At 61.9% G+C, this 20,715-nt stretch carries 18 protein-coding genes; 9 read left to right on the top strand and 9 right to left on the bottom strand.

From position 1 onward, the window contains the following. Positions 1-74 precede the first annotated feature (74 nt). On the bottom strand, positions 75-770 hold the full coding sequence (gene rpiA, locus ASD02_RS15815; RefSeq protein WP_025427240.1) for a ribose-5-phosphate isomerase RpiA: 696 nt from the start codon (positions 768-770) through the stop codon (positions 75-77). Positions 771-993: 223 nt separating this feature from the next. On the opposite strand from rpiA, the gene ASD02_RS15810 reads away from it, so the two are divergent. After that, positions 994-1,671, top strand: coding sequence for an HAD family hydrolase (locus tag ASD02_RS15810; RefSeq protein WP_025427241.1), 678 nt, complete (start codon positions 994-996; stop codon positions 1,669-1,671). 253 nt (positions 1,672-1,924) lie between these two features. Here ASD02_RS15810 and ASD02_RS15805 read toward each other — a convergent pair whose 3' ends face one another. Next, positions 1,925-3,820, bottom strand: coding sequence for a murein L,D-transpeptidase (locus ASD02_RS15805; protein ID WP_025427242.1), 1,896 nt, complete (start codon positions 3,818-3,820; stop codon positions 1,925-1,927). Positions 3,821-4,323: 503 nt separating this feature from the next. On the opposite strand from ASD02_RS15805, the gene fumC reads away from it, so the two are divergent. The 3 genes from fumC to ASD02_RS15790 all read left to right on the top strand — a co-directional run bounded on the left by fumC (position 4,324) and on the right by ASD02_RS15790 (position 7,825). Next, the gene (gene fumC, locus ASD02_RS15800) at positions 4,324-5,745 is read left to right on the top strand and encodes a class II fumarate hydratase (RefSeq protein ID WP_107027596.1); all 1,422 of its coding nucleotides are present in this window, start codon (positions 4,324-4,326) and stop codon (positions 5,743-5,745) included. 189 nt (positions 5,746-5,934) lie between these two features. Then, on the top strand, positions 5,935-7,005 hold the full coding sequence (locus ASD02_RS15795; RefSeq protein WP_025427244.1) for a GGDEF domain-containing protein: 1,071 nt from the start codon (positions 5,935-5,937) through the stop codon (positions 7,003-7,005). A 175-nt stretch (positions 7,006-7,180) separates the two neighbouring features. Beyond that, the gene (locus tag ASD02_RS15790) at positions 7,181-7,825 is read left to right on the top strand and encodes a L,D-transpeptidase (protein ID WP_025427245.1); all 645 of its coding nucleotides are present in this window, start codon (positions 7,181-7,183) and stop codon (positions 7,823-7,825) included. A 33-nt stretch (positions 7,826-7,858) separates the two neighbouring features. Here the strand turns inward: ASD02_RS15790 and ASD02_RS15785 are convergent, their stop codons facing one another. From ASD02_RS15785 to ASD02_RS15775, 3 genes are all read right to left on the bottom strand, one after another. Further along, on the bottom strand, positions 7,859-8,665 hold the full coding sequence (locus ASD02_RS15785; protein WP_038576151.1) for a M15 family metallopeptidase: 807 nt from the start codon (positions 8,663-8,665) through the stop codon (positions 7,859-7,861). Between the two features lie 64 nt (positions 8,666-8,729). Then, a complete protein-coding gene (locus ASD02_RS15780; protein ID WP_025427247.1) occupies positions 8,730-9,338 on the bottom strand; it encodes a pyridoxamine 5'-phosphate oxidase family protein in 609 nt (202 codons plus the stop codon). A gap of 212 nt (positions 9,339-9,550) precedes the next feature. Next, positions 9,551-10,459, bottom strand: a complete 909-nt coding sequence (locus ASD02_RS15775) for an alpha/beta fold hydrolase (protein ID WP_025427248.1) — start codon at positions 10,457-10,459, stop codon at positions 9,551-9,553. A gap of 47 nt (positions 10,460-10,506) precedes the next feature. Between ASD02_RS15775 and ASD02_RS15770 the strand changes: the two genes are divergently transcribed. Further along, positions 10,507-10,992 carry a MarR family transcriptional regulator gene (locus tag ASD02_RS15770; RefSeq protein ID WP_025427249.1) on the top strand — a complete coding sequence of 162 codons (486 nt, stop codon included), beginning with the start codon at positions 10,507-10,509 and terminating at the stop codon, positions 10,990-10,992. Between the two features lie 26 nt (positions 10,993-11,018). Here the strand turns inward: ASD02_RS15770 and ASD02_RS15765 are convergent, their stop codons facing one another. Both ASD02_RS15765 and ASD02_RS15760 read right to left on the bottom strand, forming a co-directional pair. Continuing rightward, the gene (locus ASD02_RS15765; protein WP_057220816.1) at positions 11,019-12,839 is read right to left on the bottom strand and encodes a monovalent cation:proton antiporter-2 (CPA2) family protein; all 1,821 of its coding nucleotides are present in this window, start codon (positions 12,837-12,839) and stop codon (positions 11,019-11,021) included. 24 nt (positions 12,840-12,863) lie between these two features. Continuing rightward, positions 12,864-13,238 carry a DUF971 domain-containing protein gene (locus ASD02_RS15760; RefSeq protein WP_025427251.1) on the bottom strand — a complete coding sequence of 125 codons (375 nt, stop codon included), beginning with the start codon at positions 13,236-13,238 and terminating at the stop codon, positions 12,864-12,866. A 148-nt stretch (positions 13,239-13,386) separates the two neighbouring features. Between ASD02_RS15760 and moaA the strand changes: the two genes are divergently transcribed. Then, complete coding sequence (gene moaA, locus ASD02_RS15755; RefSeq protein ID WP_025427252.1) at positions 13,387-14,436, top strand: GTP 3',8-cyclase MoaA; 1,050 nt, start codon at positions 13,387-13,389, stop codon at positions 14,434-14,436. Between the two features lie 266 nt (positions 14,437-14,702). Here moaA and ASD02_RS15750 read toward each other — a convergent pair whose 3' ends face one another. Continuing rightward, positions 14,703-17,255, bottom strand: a complete 2,553-nt coding sequence (locus ASD02_RS15750) for a methyl-accepting chemotaxis protein (RefSeq protein WP_025427253.1) — start codon at positions 17,253-17,255, stop codon at positions 14,703-14,705. Positions 17,256-17,710: 455 nt separating this feature from the next. On the opposite strand from ASD02_RS15750, the gene ASD02_RS15745 reads away from it, so the two are divergent. Genes ASD02_RS15745 through mobB form a run of 3 tightly spaced genes read left to right on the top strand, consistent with a single transcriptional unit; the run spans position 17,711 to position 19,825 of the window. Beyond that, complete coding sequence (locus tag ASD02_RS15745) at positions 17,711-18,619, top strand: DMT family transporter (protein ID WP_025427254.1); 909 nt, start codon at positions 17,711-17,713, stop codon at positions 18,617-18,619. 16 nt (positions 18,620-18,635) lie between these two features. Then, positions 18,636-19,301, top strand: a complete 666-nt coding sequence (mobA, locus tag ASD02_RS15740; protein WP_051509168.1) for a molybdenum cofactor guanylyltransferase MobA — start codon at positions 18,636-18,638, stop codon at positions 19,299-19,301. Continuing rightward, positions 19,298-19,825: a molybdopterin-guanine dinucleotide biosynthesis protein B gene (mobB, locus tag ASD02_RS15735; RefSeq protein ID WP_025427256.1), complete on the top strand. Its 528-nt coding sequence runs from the start codon at positions 19,298-19,300 to the stop codon at positions 19,823-19,825. The genes mobA and mobB overlap by 4 nt, the downstream gene beginning before the upstream one ends. Positions 19,826-19,900: 75 nt before the next feature. Here the strand turns inward: mobB and ASD02_RS15730 are convergent, their stop codons facing one another. Further along, complete coding sequence (locus ASD02_RS15730) at positions 19,901-20,644, bottom strand: polysaccharide deacetylase family protein (protein WP_025427257.1); 744 nt, start codon at positions 20,642-20,644, stop codon at positions 19,901-19,903. Positions 20,645-20,715: the final 71 nt, after the last annotated feature.

Here is a 20,715-nt window from a genome sequence, read left to right as displayed (position 1 = left end):
GCCGCCAGGCCCGCATGTGTGGTAACCTGTTTTCTTCACCGGCCCCTGCTCCCCAGGGAGCGACGGGAACCGGCTCAAGATGCGGTCAGAATGCGTGCCTCTTCCGGTCCGGCAATAATTGCCAGCGACGCGATGCCTATGAAAAGTCCATGCTCGACCACGCCCGGAATGGCATTCAGCTCTCCCGCGAGCGCATCTGCATCAGGAATACGGCCAAAAGATGCATCAAGAATGAGGTGTCCACCGTCCGTCTTGAAGGGGCCGTCGCCTGAGTTGCGCACGGAGATGTCACCGGAAAGACCGAGACGCGAGGCCACCTTTTCGATGGCGATGCGCGTTGCCACCTGGCCGAAGGGATTGACCTCGATCGGCAGCTTGAATGCGCCGAGAACATCGACGACTTTCGATTCATCGGCGATGACAATCATGCGCTTGGAAGCGGCCGCGACGATCTTCTCGCGCAGCAATGCGCCGCCGCCGCCCTTAATCAGTCGCAACTGACCATCGACTTCGTCGGCACCATCGATCGTCAGGTCCAGTTCCGGAAGTTCGTCCAGCGACTTCAACTGCACGCCAAGCTCCAGGCACAGCCGCGCAGTACGCTCGGAGGTCGGAACGCCTTCGATGCGGAAGCCCGCAGCGACCTTCTCGGCCAGGAGCCGAACGAACTCCTCGGCAGTCGATCCCGTCCCAATGCCGAGACGCATGCCGTCTTCGACATGTTCGAGCGCCGCTGCCGCGGCTTTGATTTTCATTTGGCGGGCGTCCATACGCCAGTCGCTCCCTTTTTACCCACCGGATGTGGATGCGGTTACCCACCTTCTCCATCCGTTTTCCGCTGAGACACTTACACGCCCAAAGCTGCAAACAAAAGCCAAAATCAGGGGCCCGGCCCGGATTCCTGGTCCCTTCCCACACACACTTGCCATTGCATTCTCTTGCAACTTCGCCTACCCGAACGACAACTCTTTCCGGCTACGCGAGGTTCACCTCTTGTCTTCCCCCATTGTCGTCTTTGATCTCGACGGAACCCTTGTCGATACGGCGCCGGATCTGGTGGCGAGCCTCAACCATGCGGTGACCCAGGCCGGCGTCGAGCCGGTCACCTACCGCGACCTCACCCATCTCGTTGGCCACGGTGCCCGCGCGATGATCGAGCGGACTTTTGCGCTTCGCAACAAGCCGCTCGATGAAGAAGCGTTGGCCTGGCAGATGAAGGAGTTCGTCGACTTCTATCATGGCTCGATGCCGGGTGATTCCCTGCCTTACCCGGGCATGCTCAACGCACTCGACCGGCTGTCGGCGGCGGGCTTCAAGCTCGCAGTCTGCACCAACAAGCCGGAGATGCTGGCAAACCGGCTGCTCGAGCGCCTAGGCCTCATCGATCGCTTCGCGGCGGTTTCCGGTGGCGACACGTTCGAAATCCGCAAGCCGAATGCCGACCACCTGCTGCGCACGATCGCCAATGCCGGCGGCAGTGCCGCGCACTCGGTGATGATCGGTGACAGCCTCAACGATATTCTGGTCGCCCGAAACGCCGCGATCCCGTCGATCGCCGTGCCGTTCGGCTATTCCGACGTGCCGATCGAAAGCCTGGAGCCGACAGTGATCATCCGCCACTTCGACGAGTTGACGCCGGCGCTGGTGACAGGGCTTTTCAACGGCAAGTAAGCGCGCGGGCGCTGGGCCTGAGGTTTTGATCCGCATCTGATCGAGGATAGAGCCCACTAAGATCAATCGTCATTGGCAGCGCGCACGTAGCAGGTTCCTGCGTCGCGCCGCTTCTCGCATCGCAAAAACACGCTACGTTCCTCTCGCGTCACCACCACCTAAACGAAAAACCCCATGGAGAAGCTCCACGGGGTCTGAAATTCTGTCGTCGAACACGGTGCCAGTGCGAGTGGCGCCATCGCCTAATTGGGACTTACCCCTCGGCCCGGCGAGCGTCGCGGGTGGCGTCGAGGGCGCGGTTCACGTACATGTCGCGCTCATACACGTCGTCGAAATACTCGATGACACCGTCCTTGTTCGGCCAGGCGGTAAAATAGGCGACGTAAACAGGAACCTTCTGCGGCACCTGCAACGCCTTGTTGCTGCCGCCGCCGATTTCCTTGCCGACATCCTCGACGCTGGTGCCAAGCACGGCCGCTGCCATCCGGCGCGGATCGGCGAGCCGCACGCAACCGTGGCTGAGTGCGCGCTGGTCACGCTTGAAGAAGCTCTTCGACGGCGTGTCGTGCATGTAGATGGCATGCGCATTCGGGAACAGGATCTTCAGTTCGCCAAGCGCGTTGTCGCTGCTCGGCGGCTGGCGCACGGCAACCGAGGCGGTCGATCCGGTCCAGTTGACGGAAGACGACGGCACTGAGCGCCCGCCTATCTCAACCTGATAGCCCATCCGATCGAGATAACCAGGGTCGTTGCGCAGCTTCGGCAGCATCTCGTTGATGATGATCGACTGCGGCACGCCCCAGTATGGATTGACCTCGACGGTCTGAATCTCATCCTGGAAGAAATAGGTCTGGTTCGCCTTTGAACCGACGACGACGCGCATCGAAAACTGCTCGGCGCCATTGTCGCTATAGGACGCGGTAAAGGCCGGCTGGTTGATGAAGACGTAGCGGTTGCCGAGCCCATCGGGAAGCCAGCGCGCCTGTTCCATCGCGACTTCGAGCTTGTTGATCTTGCTTGCCACGGTGTCGCCACCGGTCAGGAGTCGCAGCGACGCCTGACCGACGACGCCATCGGCCTTCAGGCCATTCTCCTTCTGGAACGCTTCGACGAGCAGAACCAGCTCAGGCGTGTACTCAGGGGTTCCTTGATAGGCCGCGAGCACTGCGGCGTGATCCGACTTCAGCGTCTCGGAACCCTTGATGCGGATCCCGGCGACGATGTTGGCAAGTTCCGGATTGCTTTGGCCCGGCTTCAGGAGCGTGCCCGGCGCGATCTCGACACGCTGTTCCACGCTCTTCTCTGCACGAAGGCGCTCGAGTTCAACCGACAATGCAGCGAATTGTTCGCTCTTCGGGTTCTGATCGTTGAGCAGCGTGGCAACATCGGAGCTTGCCGACATCCTATCGAGGAAGGCTGAGAGATCGACGGTCTTGCGCTTGAAATCGTGATAGCCGGAGATCTTGTTGGGATCGATGCGGCCACGCACCGTGTCCTCGACATAGGAAAGCGTTGCCGCCGACAGCGCGATTTCGAACTGAACAAGTTCCTTTTCGCGCGCGATCATATCGCCGCGGTCGAATTCATCAGCAGGCACCTGAACGGCATAATCCTGCGGATCGAGACCGACCTTTGCTGCATCGGCAAGAACGGCAATCGCCCCCTTTGCGCGCGCGTTGACACCGGTGCCGTCGATCCAGACGAAATCAGAACGCGAGCCGTAATGGGTCTCGATGGCTTTTGCCACATTCGAGGTCGTGCGAACCTCAACGTCAGGCATGAATTGACGGGCATCGGTGAGCGCCGCACGCAGCATTGGCGGCAGCGCTTCGTTGCGCACAGAACCGGTGACGACCGGATCGAGCAGCCTACCGGTATCGACCCGGCGCAGAGGTTCCGCCTTGTAGGTATAATAGCGAGGGCCGGTCACCTTCGGCAGCGGCGTGGAGACCGTCCTCTGCTGCGGCTGCCCCATGGAACCGACACCGGGCAGCGGCTGGCCGGACTGCATCTCCTGCTTCGGCGTCTTCTGTCTGCCGCCGCGGATAAGGTCCATCAACGTGATGGCCGCAGCCGGCCGCACATCGAAGGTTGCAATCGAACAGCTGCTCATGAGCGCTACGATCGCTGCCGTCTTGAAAATTCTCATGTGAAACTACGTCCCCGTATCGCGTTGTCGCCGAACTCGGCTTTAGCCAGATTCTCGCCACGCCCTCGTGCTCTAAAACTTATAGAAAAGGATGGTGAATGAAAAGGAAACGCGCCTCCCCGAACGTGCATGAAAACACCTCTGCGTGGTAAAAAAACCGCTTGATTTCCAGGACGTTCGAGGGGGCGTAAAAATTTGATTTGCATCGACATTAGTGTCGTTGCCACCCGGCCCGCACGGCAAGGCGAGCAATGCGAGCCTTAAAGGAAGGCAACGAATGTGACTGAAACGCCACAAGGAATCCGGGTTCGCCGCGCGCACGCGAATCAGCCGCTGCACGACTGCAAAGGCCGCTCTTTGTCGCACGCCCGCCTTTCAAACGATTGTAGCATTGCCAGCTCCGGGGCCACCTCTTTACAAGCCTTGCCAGCCGGGGCAGAGAGAGGCCCGGCACCTTGGGGAAGGGACAGCCGGTTGCGACCGCGTCCCCTCGCCCAGACTTCATGAACCGCATGACGAAGGCAGGGATCACGATGACATCGACGCGCACGGAAACAGATACGTTCGGCCCCATCCAAGTGGCAAACGACCGCTATTGGGGCGCCCAGGCCGAGCGTTCCCTCGGCAACTTCAAGATCGGCTGGGAAAAACAGCCGGTCGCAATCGTCAGCGCGCTCGGCATCGTCAAGCAGGCCGCGGCCCGCACCAACATGGCGCTCGGTCGCCTGGATGCAACCATTGCCGATGCCATCGTCAAGGCCTCGCAGGAAGTCATCGACGGCAAGCTCAATGACCACTTCCCGTTGGTTGTCTGGCAAACAGGCTCCGGCACCCAGTCGAACATGAACGCCAACGAGGTCATCTCGAACCGCGCAATCGAAATGCTCGGCGGCGTCATGGGCTCGAAGACGCCGGTGCATCCGAACGACCACGTCAACATGAGCCAATCGTCCAACGATACCTATCCGACGGCGATGCACATCGCCTGCGCGGAGCGGGTGATCCATGATCTGCTGCCGGCGCTAAAGCACCTGCACGAGGCGCTCGAAGCCAAGGTCAAGGCGTTCGATCACATCATCAAGATCGGCCGCACCCACACCCAGGACGCAACCCCGCTGACGCTCGGCCAGGAATTCTCCGGTTATGCCGCCCAGGTCGCGTCCTCGATCAAGCGCATCGAGTTGACCCTGCCCGGCCTTTGCGAGCTCGCGCAGGGCGGTACCGCCGTGGGTACCGGCCTCAATGCACCCATCGGCTTTGCCGAGAAGGTCGCGGAAGAAATCGCCAAGATCACCGGCATTGCCTTCACCACGGCACCGAACAAGTTCGAAGCGCTTGCCGCCCACGATTCGATGGTCTTCAGCCACGGCGCTATCAACGCCGCAGCAGCTGCCCTCTTCAAGATTGCCAACGACATTCGCTTCCTCGGCTCCGGCCCGCGCTCGGGCCTCGGCGAGCTCTCGCTGCCGGAAAACGAACCGGGTTCGTCGATCATGCCGGGCAAGGTCAACCCGACCCAGTGCGAAGCGCTCACACAGGTCTGCGTCCAGGTGTTCGGCAACAACGCCGCACTGACCTTTGCCGGCAGCCAGGGCCATTTCGAGCTCAACGTCTTCAACCCGCTGATGGCCTATAACTTCCTGCAGTCGGTACAGTTGCTCGCCGATGCCGCGATCTCCTTCACCGACAACTGCGTCGTCGGCATCGAGGCCCGCGAAGACAACATCAAGGCAGCGCTCGACCGCTCGCTGATGCTGGTGACGGCGCTGGCGCCGAAGATCGGCTACGACAACGCGGCCAAGATCGCTAAGACCGCCCACAAGAACGGCACGACACTGCGCGAAGAAGCCGTCGGCGGCGGTTACGTCACCAACGAAGAGTTCGACGCCATCGTGCGTCCGGAAACGATGATCAGCCCGGCCTGATCCGTATACCCCTGCCGCGGCGCCTTAATCCGCGTCGCGGCTCGGCCCTCGCCCGGATCGACGGGACATTGCATTGTCTGCGTTAAGTCGAATTGTCTTCATTCGCAGAAGCAATCATTAAGACTTCGCAAATCATTTGCCCCTAAAAATCAGTACCTGTAAGCAATGAGTAATATTGGGGGTTTGCGAATGCAAACGGCCACCTCTGGAAAAACGCAAGCTCCGGATATCGCAGCACAAGTAACTCATGCGATGCGCATGATGGGCGTGTCGCCGATACCGCGCAATTACGAGCTTTATTACGAAGCCTACCTCGGTTCGAATCCGCAATTGTCCAAGGAACTCGCAGCTCTCGGCAGCCGCGCGACCCAGGAGGAACTCGACGCGATCGGCGCACAATATTTCAGCCATATCCATCGCTCGACCGGTATCGAGCGCGCCCACACCAGCCTTGCGGCCAAGCTGACCGAACTGGTCAACCTGTTGAAGGACGAGCAATATGCGCTCGAGACTTACAACAAGGTTCTCGACGAAGCCTATGTCAACATAACGAGCAAGAGCGCGTCCAGCGCCGACATCCTGCGCCACGCCATCGGTATCCTCACCGAGGCGACCGCCGACACGATGAGCCAGGGCAAGGAGCGCGTGCAGACCGTGGTGCAGAAGTCCTTCGAGATGGAGGTCATCCGCCAGGAACTCGACGAATACAAGCGGATCGCCAATACGGATTCGCTGACGCGGCTCGCCAACCGCCGTGCCTTCGACGACAATCTCGCCGCCGTCTACAACAACGATCATGAGAAGAACTTCACCGGCCTGCTGGTTGCCGATATCGACCACTTCAAGAAGGTGAACGACACGTTCGGCCATCCGGTCGGCGACAAGATCCTGGCGACGGTCGGCAGCGTCATCCGCGCCAATGTCCGCCGCGACGCCTTTGTCGCCCGCACCGGCGGAGAGGAGTTCGCGGTCATACTCAAAGACAGCAGCCAGGAAGAATGCCTGCAGGTCGCCGATCGCATTCGCACCGTACTGGCCGGCACGCCCTTTAGAAATTCCAAGACCGGCGTCAATTATGGCCCGATCACCCTGTCGGTCGGCGTCTGCATGGCGACCGCCGCGGAGGATGCCGTCGATCTCTACAACAAGGCGGATATCGCGCTCTATTCCGCCAAGAATGCCGGCCGCAACAAGACGATGCTGTTCGAAGACGGCATGCGCAAGGAATCCGGCCGCAACTGGCTGATCTACCGACGTTAGCAACGTCCGAGATACCCTTCATGAAAATGGCGTCCATCGGGCGCCATTTTCATGTCAGCACTCTCGTTCCCTTGGAAACAGCCAGGCCTGATTGCAATCGCTAGAACAGTTGCAACAGGGACCAACGGCTACGGAAAGCACGATCGGTTCCCACAATCCGAGGGGGAGAACCGACATGAAGCGCATTTTTGCAGCCGTCACCGCGATCGTCTTGATGACAGGATCAGCCGCAATCGCCGGCGAAAAGGCACAGGGTCAGATCACCGTCGCCTCCCTCGACAGCAACGCCGCCAAGACCGGTTGGCTTCAGGTCCTGTCGCAAGGCGGCGCCAGCTATAAGGCCAAGCGCGGCGACATCAGCCAGTCACCGATCGCGCGAGAACTCGTCGCCTTCCCTGAGACCGCCGCTCCCGGCACCATCATCATCGACAATTCCGAGCGTCGCCTCTACCACGTCGTCGGCCGCGGCATCGCAGTCAAATACGCCGTCAGCGTTGGGCGGAAGGGGTTTCTGTGGACCGGAACCAACACCGTGAGCCGCAAGGCCGAATGGCCCACCTGGGTGCCGCCCGAGGACATGCGCGTTCGTGAAGCCAAGAAGGGCAAGGTGCTGCCCGCCAGCATGGAGGGCGGCATCGACAATCCGCTCGGTGCCCGCGCCATGTATCTCGGCTCGACGATCTACCGCATTCACGGGACCAACCAGCCGCTGTCGATCGGCAAGGCGATGTCATCAGGCTGCATCCGCATGGCCAACGAGGATGTCGAGCACCTTTATGCCAATGTCCAGCTCGGCACGACTGTGGTCGTTCGCGACTGACCGACCAGTCAAGGCAAGGCGTCCACACTCAGCCTATCGACAGGCGGAGGCACCCGCCTGTCTTGCAATGGCGATCAGTTCCGGCCGGTACTCGAAATGCATGGTGTCGAAATGATACCAGCGGCCGCCCCAGATGAAACCATGCTTCTCGAAGACCTCGACGATCTCCAGCGGATAGCGGTTGCGGTAGGGCGCCGCGCCGCTCTTGCCTCCGCCCGCCCAGCGCCAGTAGTCGGCAAAGCCGGTGTTGAGATCGATCGCCGCGCCAAAACTGTGCACCGAGAGCGTGTGCGCGCCGGCAATGTTGCGCCAGTTGAAGGTCCCGGCACTGGGCACGAGATACCGCTTCAGCTTTGGTCGTGAGGCAAGCTCGCGCCCGACCGCCTGCAACGCCTTGGCCACACCGTGCCTGCTGGTGACGCTCAGGCGCTCGCCGAACCAGTCAACCACGACAAGATCGCGCCTGACGCCCGCAGCACTGCCCCCATAAAGACGTTTCATCAAGGCTTCGCTGCGGATGCGGCCCGGATCGAAATCCACACCCGGCGGCTTGGCACAGGGACCAAGCGGATAGATCTGCGAAAGACTGTCCTCGATATCGCCGGATGCGAGCTTTTCGGCGTGGCTCTTCTGCCTGCCATCATCGATCGGCAGCGCCGGGCCGCCATCGCGCAGGGTCAGCGTGTCTTGGCCGACCTCGGCGACCGCCTCCGGATAGGCCCTGGCGAGCAGTTCGAGCTTTTCGCTGAGCGTCGGCTCGGCCGCCAAGCCTCTGCTGACACAGGCCGAGACAAGCAGAACGGCGGCACCAAGACACGCGCTTATAGATCCACGTCGCATCACGTTTCCATCTCTGGCTTGCGTCGGCTCCGCGGTCGTTCGCAAACCCGCTCGGCCGTTCAGCCTACCACATGGTCTGGGCTGCGCGCTCCGGCCATTCGCGGTCATAGGTATCCCGATCGAAATCGGCCTTGGCGGCCTTCAGCAACGCACCGGGCGTCGGAAGCGTCGCGGGATCGATGAAGCGCTCAGGATTCCAGATCTGCGATCGCATCAAGGCGCGGGCGCACTGGAAATAGACCTCGCCGATGGTGACGACGAGGACGCTGCGCGGGTTCCTGCCATCGATCTCGAAGGAGTCAGTCAGCGCCGGATCGATGCTGACGACGGCGGTGCCGTTGATGCGCATGGTGGTGTTGGATCCAGGCACCAGGAACATCAGCGCCACGCGCGGGTCGCGCACGATGTTGGCGAGCGAATCGACGCGGTTGTTGCCGCGCCAGTCGGGCATCAGAACCGTCTTGTCGTCGGCGACCCGGACAACGCATTCGTCGTCGCCGCGCGGAGAACAGTCGAGCCCTTCGGGACCTACGGTCGCAAGTGCGGCAAAGGGAGATGCCTCGATCATCTGCCGGTACTCTGCGGTCAGCACTTTGGTGACCTTTGCCACCGATGCCTCGCTGACGCCGCCGTAAAGCGCGTTCAATTCCTCGACCGAGGTGATGATCGACATGCCGTCCTCCCGCAAATGCATGATGCCCAAACCGTTATCCGGCTTCATGCAGCCAACTCAATATCAGCAGCGGCGCTCGCCTCGCGAAAGACGGTAACACCGCGGTCGAAGTGATCCTTTCGACGGATAGCATGACGGGCATATGACGGCATCAGCGAAATCTTCCGAAGCCGTATCGGACGCGAGAACGCGGATGCGCGACCAGCCTTCGGTCAGGCAGCAGCCTTTCGATCCTCGGCATGGACGAAAGCATTGATCCTGTCGATCACCGGGCTTGCCGATACGATGCGGCGATGGCCGTAGCCATTCGCCCAGTGAAGCTCGACATTGGGTCCGGCCGCCGCATAGCGGCGCGCATGGTCGGCCGAAACCTCCTTGTCATCTTCCGCATGGATGATCAATGTCGGAACGGCCCGCACCTCAAGGATCCTGGCCGCATCGAAATCCTCCAGCCGGCGGCCGGACAGGCGTTCGACGACGCCTTCGAAGGCGCCCTGGGTTTTGGGTGAAAGGCGAAGAACTTTTCCGAAGCCCTTGAAAAGCCAGGTCATCTCGCTCGGTGCACCGATCAGGACAAGCTTTTTTGCGACATGACTAGGCACGTCGCAAACGAGACCACCGGCCGCACAGGCAAGGCTGGCGCCTCCGAAGGAATGGCCGACGCTGACGTCAAAGCCCCCGAAATGCCGCCAGGCGGCATCGATCGCCCTGACGGCGGCCGGCATCGTCAGCGTCCGCCCCGGCGAGGCGCCATGCCCGGGCCAGTCAAGTGTTACCACCTCGGCTCCGCTGGCAACCAGCCCTTCGATCATGGTGGCGAGATAATCGCTGCGCGATCCCCAGCCGTGAACCAGCAGCACGCGCTTGGCGTTGGCGGCATTGCGCGGGCTCGCGAAATGCCGTGCTAGGACCCACCCGCCGGCATAGGAAAGCGTCACCGGCTCGCCCTTGGCGATCACCGGGACGGCAGCGGCAAGGGCCGCGCGTTCCTTGGCGCTCTTCGGCTTGCGGCCGGGCGTAACACTGAACAGTTTGAAGGCGAGCCGGCCGGCGGCCTCGGGAGAAATGACCGACACGCCGGCAAGCGCATGGCGGATGACCTTGATCGCAAAGGATGCCATAGTGAGAATCTCTTGATATGTTCAATGCTGAACATTATTGTACAACGATGAACAAAAAGCAAGTGATGAACGAACAGCATCATTTCCCCTGGGACCACCCGCGTTTTCGTAGCTGGATTGCAGTCGCGCGCGCCTGTCAGTTGATGCAGCAGACGATGACGCGCTCGCTCGCGCATCTCGACATCAAGCCGCCTCATCTCGACATCCTGATCAACCTCTATCGCTTTGACGGGATCTCGCAGCAGGAGCTTGCCCGCAAGCTGCTGGTGGGGCGGTCCAACATGAGCATGCTGCTGCCGCAGCTGGAAAAACGCGGGCTGATCGAGCGCCGCGGCGACGACAAGGACAAGCGCGTGCTTCGGCTGTCGCTGACACCCACCGGGCGCACGCTGACGGAAGAGGCCATGGAGGTTCAGACCGGCCTCATCGAAAAGTCGATGGAGGGCGCACCGCTCGAGGACTGCATGGTCGTGGCACAATCCATGGAGCGGCTCATCGCCGTTCTGCTCAGGGACGAGAACGAACTCGCCTGACTGCCGGACCGGGCACGAGCCAGTCTTTAGCTGGCTGAGCCTTCCTGTGCCTCGCGGGCTTCCGCTTCCGCCCGCTCGCGCGCGGTTCGCGAGGCGATAATGTCGGACGGCTGCGCGTTGCCTCGGATCAGCTGTCGCCCGGCATAGATGCCGCCGATGGTTTCGAGCGCAAAGCGCTCCTTGTCGAGGTCGCGGAACTCTTCGATCACATCCGCAGCTGTTTCAGCATCCTCGCCCAGAACATTCAGCACTTCAGTGCCAAAAGCGAGCGCCGATTCGAACGTCTCGCGGATCTCGAAGTCCACCCCGGCGTGCAGGAGGTCGATGGCATGACCGCGGTCGAACGCGCGCGCCAGCACGGGCACCAGCGGAAACTCCTCCTTGGCGGTGTGGGCGATCTTGATCGCCGCCGCCTTGTCGTCGACGCAGATGAGGATTGCCCTTGCGGTGGCTGCGCCTGCCGCGTGCAGGATATCGCTGCGGGATCCATCGCCGTAAAAGACCCGGAAGCCGAAGTTCGAAGCGTCGCGCACGAAGTCCGCATCCTTGTCGATCAGCGAGAGCTTGTAACCGCGCGCCAGCAACGGCTGGCTGACGATCTGGCCGAAACGGCCGAAGCCGATCATCAGCACCGTGCCTTCGACATTCTCAGGCACTTCCAGATCGTCAGTCTTCGGCGGCTCGGGTTTGGCGAGACGGCCATGGATGAAGATCGCGATCGGGGTCAGCATCATCGACAGGATGATCGTCGCCGTTAGCGTCGCATTGGCTTCGGCATCGATGATGCCGGCCGAGACGGCGGCGGCATAGAGCACGAAGGCGAATTCGCCGCCCTGCGCCATCAGCACCGCCCGCTCCAGACTTTCGCTGTGGCAGGCACGCAGCAGCCGCGCGACCGCATAGATCAGCACGCCCTTCAGCGCCATATAGGCGAGCACGGAAATCACAACGACCTGCCAGTTGGCGGCGATCACCGACAGGTCGATCGCCATGCCGGCACCAAGGAAGAACAGGCCGAGCAGGATGCCGCGAAACGGCTCGATATCGGCTTCGAGCTGGTGGCGGAATGCAGACTCAGAAAGCAGCACGCCGGCAAGGAAGGCACCCATCGCCATCGACAGGCCGCTCTGCTGCATCGCCAGCGCCGAACCGAGGACCACAAGCAGCGCCGCTGCGGTCATCACCTCGCGTGCGCCCGCGGCTGCCAACAGCCGGAACAGCGGGTTCAACAGGTAACGACCGGCGATCACCAGCGCCACAAGCGCTGCAAAAGCAATGCCGATCGCCATCCAGCGCTCCGACGGCTCGCTCGCAGCCCCGCTGCTGCCAAGCAGGGTCACGAGCACCAGCAGCGGCACGATTGCCAGATCCTCGAACAGGAGGATCGCGATCATGCGCTGGCCCTTCAGCGTCGAAATCTCGTTTCGCTCCTGCAGCATCTGCATGACGATCGCCGTCGAGGTCAGCACGAAGCCGGTGCCGGCGATGAAGGAGGGAATGGGCGCAAAGCCGAGCTCTAACCCGACACCGGTCAGGCCGGCAATGCAGGCGAGCACCTGTGCCGCGCCAAGGCCAAAGATATCCTTGCGCATGCTCCAGAGCTTCGACGGCTGCATTTCCAGCCCGATGATGAACAGGAACATCACGACGCCGAGTTCGGCCACATGGAGGATCGCCTGCGGCTCGGTGAAGAAGCGCAGGCCGAACGGGCCGATCACCAATCCAGCAATGAGATAGCCGAGCACCGACCCGAGCCCGATGCGCTTGAACAGCGGCACGGCAACGACACCGGCGGTCAACAGCACGACCACCTGCATCAGGTCATTCGCATCAGGTGCTTCGGCCAATAGACCCTCTCCTTTTCAGATGGTTCAGCGTGGCTTTTCGGTCTTGTCGCGCGACATGCCCTTGTCGGCGAGTTCCTGCTCGTAAGCCGCAAAAAGCTCCTCGCCCTTCTCGCCCAGCTCGCGGAGATAGGTCCAGGTAAAGATGCCGGTATCGTGAAAATCGTCGAAGCCGATCCGCACGGCGTAGTTTCCGGTCGGCTGCACCGAGATGATCTGGACGTTGCGCTTGCCCGGCACGGTCACCCGCTGACCCGGTCCATGCCCCTGCACCTCGGCAGACGGCGAAAGCACCCGCATCATCTCCGCCGAAAGGTCGAAGGTTGCGCCGTCATTGAAGGCGACGACGAGGCGGTGGCGATCTTTCGATACACGCAGTTCCGTCGGCCAGATTTCGCTCATGATGTCTGCTCCTGTTTTCAAGCTCACGCTTAACTGAAGAATCGCCCGTGGAGAATTACCCGGCTTTTCCAATCAACACTTTGCGACAGGATGCGCCTTGACGCGACCACGTTTGCTGGCGACATTGAAGGGGCTGGGAGAAAGACATTTGAACACAGCAGCGATAGTGAAAGCCGGCGCAAGGCCGCTTGAGGACAGAACCGCCCCGATGATCGATCCGTTCGGCCGGGCGATCACCTATCTGCGCGTGTCCGTTACCGATCGTTGCGATTTCCGCTGCACCTATTGCATGGCGGAACACATGACCTTCCTGCCGAAGAAGGATCTTCTGACGCTGGAAGAACTTCACCGGCTCTGTTCCGCCTTTATCGCCAAGGGTGTGCGCAAGCTGCGGTTGACCGGCGGCGAACCGCTGGTACGCAAGAACATCATGTTTCTGGTGCGCGAACTCGGCCGCGAGATCGAGGCCGGGCGCCTTGATGAGCTGACGCTGACGACCAACGGTTCGCAACTTGCGAAACACGCCGCGGAACTGGCCGATTGCGGCGTGCGCCGCATCAACGTCTCGCTCGACACGCTCGATCCCGCGAAATTCCACCAGATCACCCGCTGGGGCGATCTCGGCAAGGTCATCGAAGGCATCGACGCGGCCCAAGCCGCCGGCATCAAGGTCAAGATCAATGCCGTTGCGCTGAAAGGCTTCAACGACGCCGAGATCCCCGACCTGATGCGCTGGGCGCACGGTCGCGACATGGACCTGACATTGATCGAAACCATGCCGATGGGCGAGATCGAGGAAGATCGCACCGATCACTACATGCCGCTGTCGGAAATGCGCCGGCAGCTTGAGCAGCAGTTCACGCTGTCCGACATCGCCTACAAGACCGGCGGACCGGCCCGTTATGTCGAGGTCGCCGAAACCGGCGGCCGACTCGGCCTCATCACGCCGATGACCCATAATTTCTGCGAAAGCTGCAATCGCGTCCGGCTGACCTGCACCGGCACGCTTTACATGTGCCTCGGCCAGAATGACGCCGCCGACCTGCGCACAGCACTGCGGGCCTCGGACGACGACGTGTATCTCGGCCAGGTGATCGACGAGGCAATCGGCCGCAAGCCGAAGGGCCACGACTTCATCATCGATCGTGAGCACAACCGCCCGGCCGTTGCCCGCCACATGAGCGTCACCGGCGGCTGATCCGCCCTCTTCTCCCCGCCAGCGGGGAGAAGAGCACGCGTGGCAGCGCTCTCGCCTCCCTTGAGCCTTGAGCCTGCGCGGCGGGCCGGACAAAGGTCAACCGCTACGAAGTGAGTCGGGCAAGGATGCGCGATCGACATGTTGGGAATGGCGCCGTAAACGAGCCGAAGCAGTCGAAAACCTGTCGCGTGGCACGTGCCCTCTCCCCGTCTGCGGGGAGAGGATTAGGGTGAGGGGCAGCCGGCAGATGCCGCCCGCCGGCTCGCTCAAGCCGCGTAGTTCGATCCATAGCCACGGCCATAGGCCTGGCTCGCGACCGTCGAGGTACCGGTCTTGAAACGCTCGATCTTTTCGTTGAGCGCCTCGACCTGCCGGCGCAGGCCGTGGATCTCGGCGGTGTTTTCCTCCACCATGGCCGCATTCTGCTGGGTGAGCAGCTCGACCTCGTGCACCGCCGAGTTGACCTCGTTGAGCCCCGTATATTGGTCGGCGGCGGCGGCCTCGATGTTGCTGACGAGCTGATGGATGGTGCCGATGTGGTCGTTGATCACTGCAAGCGCGTCGCCGGTTTCCTTCACCAGCGCCACGCCGCTTCTGACCTGCGCCGAACTGTCGGAAATCAACCCCTTAATCTCACGCGCAGCACCAGCACAACGCTGGGCGAGCTCCCGTACCTCCTGCGCGACCACGGCAAAGCCGCGACCCGCCTCGCCCGCCCGCGCCGCCTCGACGCCGGCATTGAGCGCCAGAAGGTTGGTCTGGAAGGCGATCTCGTCGATGACGCTGATGATCGTGCTGATCTTCTCGGACGAGCGGTTGATCTCCGCCATGGCGTCGATCGCCTTGGCGACGACCTGGCCAGAATGCTTGGCGTAGGAATTGGTCTCGTCGACCGAGACAGTGGTCTTGCGGGCGCTTTCGGCCGTCGAGCGAACGATCTCTGTCAGCTGGCGCAAGGCGCGCGAGCTTTCCTCGAGCGCGGCCGCCTGCTGCTCCGTCCGCCGCGCCAGATCGTCGGCCGAGGCCGAGAGATTGCTGGTGCCGCCGGTGATCTCGCCGGTCACCATACGCACATCGCTGAGCGTGGCGCGCAGTGCCTCGACAGCGTTGTTGTAGGTGCGCGCCATGATCACGTAGTCGGCCGGCAGGTCTTCCGCCATGCCTTCTTCGAGATTGCCGGCGGCAAGCTCCGCCAGCACGTCAGAAAGCGCGTTAAGCGCCTGCATCTGTTCGGCCTCGATCCTGGCACGCTCTTCGGCGCGGCGGGCTTCGTCTTCCGCCGATAACGTACGGGCGGCCTCCGCCTCGCGTCCCAACCGGACGTTTTCGACCGCGTTGTCGCGGAACACCGCTACAGAACGCACCATGTCGCCGATCTCGTCGCCGCGGTTGCGGCCTTCGATCGCCACGTCGAGATCGCCGTTGGCAAGCCGGGTCATCGTCTCGGTCACGCGCTTCAACGGGCCGCGCAGGGTCTCGACCAGCATCAGGCCGCCGACGATTGCAAGCAGCGTTCCGGCCACCATCGCCACGATCGACATGTCAGCCGAACGCTGGCTGTCGACCTTGCCGGCTTCCTGGGCGCTGCTGACGAAGCTTTCCAGCGTCGCACTCGCACCGGCAACCAGTGTCGAGGCCGCGGTCTTGGCTTCCTGCCAGCGCCCGCCGACGTCGATCAGCGCGGCCGTGCCCTTGTCGATGTTGTCGAGCGACGGCTTGAGCTTGGCCGGCAGGTCACGCAGCGCGGCATTCTTGCCACCAAGCTCCGACAGTTTCGCCGCGCTGTCACGAACGGCCTGAATATCGGCCAGCACCAGATCGCGGCCTTCCGCGTCGAGCTTGCGGTGTAGCTCGCTGATATGCAGCCGCGTGCTGTCTAGCCCCTTGAAGGTATCGCCCATCAGCGCGATCAGCGTCTTCAACTGCGAGATCTCGCTGTCCATGCCGACGAAACGCTTGGCGGCTGTGTCGGAGTTCTTGGCCGCTTCCTTGGCGAAGTCGGCCTCGTATTTCGAGAACTTGCTGAGGATCGGCACCAACGCGTTCTTCTTGGTCTCGCTGTCTTCAGCGCCGGCAAGGATCGCCTGGACCTTCAGCGCCAAATCCTTCAGCTCGGCAATCGGCTTTTGAACCTTTTCGGAAGCGATCGTCTCGGCGTCCTCGATCTGCTTGATGAGGTGCGGCAGCAACTTGCCCGCCTGATCGATCTTGGCGTCGGCGTTCGCCGCCATCGTCACCGGTAGGCGGAATTTCTTGATCCGCTCGGCGATCCCCTGATAGGCGGCGGCATCGAACAGCAGCGCCTTGGCAAACGCTTCCTTCTCACCCGATTCCTTGCGGATGATGTCGATCTGTTTGTAGGCGCTGTTGCCCTGCGTCGTCATGTCTGTCAGCGCCGCCTCGAGCGAAGCCGTCACCTGATCCTGTTCGACCTTGATCGACCAGAGCTTTTCGGTCTGGGCGCGCATGGCTTCACCGAGCGACAGCACGGAGGCGATCTCTGACTTGTCAGCCTCGCGCGTCAGTAAGCCGTCAAGCGAACGGACGCCGCTTTCCTGTTCGTCGATCTGGGCGCTGAGCGCCCCTCGCGTTTCTTCGCTCGGCGCATCGGCAAAACTCTGGAGCGCGCTGCGCAGCGCCTGGAAATCCGAGAGATTGTTGATGGTTTCGCGCGTCACGGTCATGTGGCCGTTCAGCGTTCGCGCCGTGAAGAAGCCGATGAGGCCGATACCCGCGATCAGAGCCACCAGAGGAACCACGAAGAGCAGAACCTTCGTGACGATTCGCAGTCGCTGTAATAGACGATCGATGAAAGACATTGCGGACCCCAGATTATTCTTATGTGAGACATGTCCGCGCGGTGGCTTCTTCTTGCTGGAAGCACGGGTGAAATATCGGCGGAAGCACCTCCCAGGCCCCGACCGACATCTCTGGAATGACGCGCCGCCAAGGTTCCGGCGCACGCCATCCACCGATCGCGTCATGCGATTGGAAGCGGAATCATCGATGACGATAGGCAGTGAAACTTAAGATTCCGCGAATAGAAACCGGTTCGGGAGAACGCATTTTCTGCACGGCGGACAGTCTTCGTCCGGGTTGATCTCGCCATTGCCCGAAAATTCTACTTGCGCTGGAAGAAAAATCCGCCGTCGGCGGGTTGGTGTTTGCACAAAATGGCGGCCGATGCTTAAACGGTATGCGAGATCCGGCAACGGATTCGCCTTCCCATCCGCCGTCAGGTTTCCGCCCGATCCGGCGCCGCAGGACAGCCCGCATGCAATCCTCCAGCAATTTCCGCGGCATCGTCTTCATGTGCCTGGCGATGGTCGCCTTCTCCTGCAACGACGCCTTGGTGAAATCGGTGACCGGGGCGATGAATGTCGGCCAAATCCTGTTCGTGCGCGGGCTGCTGACCACCTTGATGGTGATCGTCATCGCCCGGCATTTCCGGGCATTTCGTCCGCTTCGCACCATGATGAAGCCGGTCATCATCCTGCGCATCATCATGGAGGCGCTGGCGTCCATCACCTACATCTCGGCGCTCGGACAGATTCCGCTCGCCAATGCATCCGCGATCATGCAGGCGCTGCCGCTGGCCGTGACGCTCGGCGCCGCCGTATTCCTCGGCGAGCCGGTCGGCTGGCGGCGCTGGACCGCCATCTTCGTCGGCTTCATCGGCGTGCTGATCGTCCTTCGCCCGGGGCCGGAAGGTTTTACACCGGCCGCACTCACGGTCGTTGCCTGTGTCTTCTGCACAGCCACGCGCGATCTTTGCACCCGCCGCATCGACCACGACATCCCCTCGCTCTACATCACGGTGACGACGGCGCTCGTGACGACCCTGGTCGGTGCCGCAATGATCGTACCGCTTGGCGGATGGCAGTCGATGTCCTCGACCACGCTGACCCACATCGCTGCCGCAAGCCTGCTTCTGATGGTCGGATACCAGACGATCGTGCTTGCCATGCGCGGTGGCGATATCTCCGTTATCGCGCCCTTTCGCTACACCAGCCTGCTGTTTGCGATCACGATCGGCATTTTCTTCTTCTCGGAGAAGCCGGATGCATGGATGCTGCTTGGTGTTGCCGTGATCATCGGTTCCGGCCTCTACACCTTCTATCGCGAGAGCCGGCGCGGCAAGAAGCCGATAGCCCAAAGCTCGCTGACCGGACCGCTCGAATAGGAACAACGAAAGCCCGATGCCAACAGTCAAGACACCAGATGCGAGACACCCACCGTGGCCGGCCGTGATCCTTGCCGGCGGGCTTTCACGCCGGATGGGTCATCCGAAGTCCGGATTGAGCCTCGGCGGAAAGACGATGCTATCGCGGATTATCGACAGGCTCCGGCCACAGGTCGCAAGCATCGCCATCAACCTCAACGGCGCAGCCGAGCAGAAGACGATCGTGGGGCATCCTGTCATCGCCGATACCGTGCCCGGCTTTCTTGGCCCACTCGCCGGTGTATTGACCGCCATGCGCCACACGGCCGCCATCACGCCGGCAGCAACGCATGTCCTCGTCGTGCCCACCGATACGCCCTTCTTCCCGCACGACCTCGCCCAACGCCTGACCGATGCGATGACGCAGCGCGAGCAGATTGCCGTTGCGTTATCCGATGACGCCCTGCATCCGCTTTTTGCCCTATGGCCGGTCGCGCTCGCCGATGACCTAGAACACTGGATCACAACCGACCCAAAACGCCGCGTGCGCGCCTTCATCGAGCGCCATCCATCGGTCACGGTCGATTTTCCGATGACCACCACAGCCAGTGGATTGTTCGACCCCTTCTTCAACGTCAACACACCAGACGATCTGCTGCGGGCAGAGGAATGGCTTCGCATTCTCGGGGAGAACAGCGCATGACTGCGACGAAAATCTTCGGCATCGCCGGCTGGAAGAATTCCGGCAAGACCGGGCTTATGGTCCGGCTTGTCAGCGAACTGACACGGCGCGGCTTCGTCGTCTCGACCGTCAAGCACGCTCATCATGACTTCGACATCGACAAGGTGGGCGCCGACAGCTACCGCCACCGGGAGGCAGGCGCCCACGAAGTCACGATCGTGTCAGGCACGCGCTTCGCGATCATGCATGAACTGCGCGGCGGGCCGGAACCGAGTTTCGAGGAAATCATCGCCCGGCTCGCCCCGTGCGATCTGGTTCTGGTCGAAGGCTACAAGCGCGAGCCGATCCCGAAGATCGAGTCCCGTCGGCTGGAATCGGCCAACCGCGAACCTCTGGCTCCGACCGATCCGCATATCTGCGCCATTGCCGCCGATCACCCGGTTACGGACACGGATCTGCCCGTGTTCGATCTCGACGACACGAATACGATTGCCGATTTTGTCGAGCGCGTGACCGGCTTGCAAAGCAACAGCGGCGCTCGTTAACGCCGTCATGTCATTGCTGAGCAAGCGAAACGCAGGGCTTACCCGCGCGAAGTCACGACACGCGGTCGAACAGAGTCAGTTGGTGGCGCCGACTGTCATTTCATCGGGAATATCGTTGAGGCGGACGAAGCTGTAGCCCTTTGCCTTTAAGTCGAGAATACCGCGAGCGACGCCGGCGCCGGCGGCGTGCGTCGGCTGGTTGATATGGGCGATGATGACGTCGCCGTCCCGGGCGTTGCGGATGCGCTTCTCTGCCATGGCCGCCCCGAGCAGCGACCCGCCGTCGCCATTTACGGAATAGCCGGCGATGCGGTAGCCCATTTCGCGGATCTGGCTCATCGAGGTGTGGGTGTATTTCGCCGTCGCGCCGCGGAACCAGCGTGGTGCGGCAAGGCCATGCGCCTTGATTGCGGCCGCGCCACCGTCGACCTCGGCCGCAACGGCAGCGCTCGAGCCTGCCGCAGCCAACCCATAGACAGAGACCTTGATGTCGATCGGCGGCACATGCATGGCGCCATGATCCTCGATCTCGAACAGGTCCGGGTGCGCCTTCATCATCTCGACCACCAGCCCGTTGCGCTTCAACCAGCGCGCCGTCACAAAGATCGTCGCCGGAATGCGGTTCTCGATCAGGGTTCCGAGGATGCGCATGTCGGTTGCGCCGCTGCAGGCGTCAAGCGTCAACGCCACGCGCGGAGGTTGGTCCCTGCCCAAAGGATTGCTCGGAAGCCGCAGGTCCGGTTCGACGAGTGCCGGCGCCGCAGTGGCGGACTGGGCAAACAGGGCAAGGGAGGCAATGAGAAGAGCAGCGGTTTTCATGGCAATCCGGAATGAAGAAGAAGAATGGAAACGGCAGAAACCCGCCCTGTGACGGGCGGGTTTCCGAAGAT

The sequence above is a fragment of the Ensifer sp. Root1252 genome, assembly GCF_001425885.1.
Lineage (GTDB): Bacteria > Pseudomonadota > Alphaproteobacteria > Rhizobiales > Rhizobiaceae > Ensifer > Ensifer canadensis.
The sequence above is the reverse complement of the archived record's forward strand: the minus strand, read 5'-3'. Positions and strand labels throughout refer to the sequence as shown.

Bases quoted from the DNA above. Each gene is read 5' to 3' on its own strand.
- ASD02_RS15790 (WP_025427245.1), top strand. From the start codon at position 7,181: ATGAAGCGCATTTTTGCAGCCGTCACCGCGATCGTCTTGATGACAGGA.
- ASD02_RS15750 (WP_025427253.1), bottom strand. From the start codon at position 17,255: ATGTCTTTCATCGATCGTCTATTACAGCGACTGCGAATCGTCACGAAG.
- ASD02_RS15795 (WP_025427244.1), top strand. From the start codon at position 5,935: ATGCAAACGGCCACCTCTGGAAAAACGCAAGCTCCGGATATCGCAGCA.
- ASD02_RS15775 (WP_025427248.1), bottom strand. From the start codon at position 10,459: ATGGCATCCTTTGCGATCAAGGTCATCCGCCATGCGCTTGCCGGCGTG.
- ASD02_RS15730 (WP_025427257.1), bottom strand. From the start codon at position 20,644: ATGAAAACCGCTGCTCTTCTCATTGCCTCCCTTGCCCTGTTTGCCCAG.
- ASD02_RS15805 (WP_025427242.1), bottom strand. From the start codon at position 3,820: ATGAGAATTTTCAAGACGGCAGCGATCGTAGCGCTCATGAGCAGCTGT.
- fumC (WP_107027596.1), top strand. From the start codon at position 4,324: ATGAACCGCATGACGAAGGCAGGGATCACGATGACATCGACGCGCACG.
- ASD02_RS15760 (WP_025427251.1), bottom strand. From the start codon at position 13,238: ATGAGCGAAATCTGGCCGACGGAACTGCGTGTATCGAAAGATCGCCAC.
- ASD02_RS15785 (WP_038576151.1), bottom strand. From the start codon at position 8,665: ATGCGACGTGGATCTATAAGCGCGTGTCTTGGTGCCGCCGTTCTGCTT.
- rpiA (WP_025427240.1), bottom strand. From the start codon at position 770: ATGGACGCCCGCCAAATGAAAATCAAAGCCGCGGCAGCGGCGCTCGAA.
- mobA (WP_051509168.1), top strand. From the start codon at position 18,636: ATGCCAACAGTCAAGACACCAGATGCGAGACACCCACCGTGGCCGGCC.
- ASD02_RS15780 (WP_025427247.1), bottom strand. From the start codon at position 9,338: ATGTCGATCATCACCTCGGTCGAGGAATTGAACGCGCTTTACGGCGGC.
- ASD02_RS15745 (WP_025427254.1), top strand. From the start codon at position 17,711: ATGCAATCCTCCAGCAATTTCCGCGGCATCGTCTTCATGTGCCTGGCG.
- ASD02_RS15770 (WP_025427249.1), top strand. From the start codon at position 10,507: ATGAACAAAAAGCAAGTGATGAACGAACAGCATCATTTCCCCTGGGAC.
- mobB (WP_025427256.1), top strand. From the start codon at position 19,298: ATGACTGCGACGAAAATCTTCGGCATCGCCGGCTGGAAGAATTCCGGC.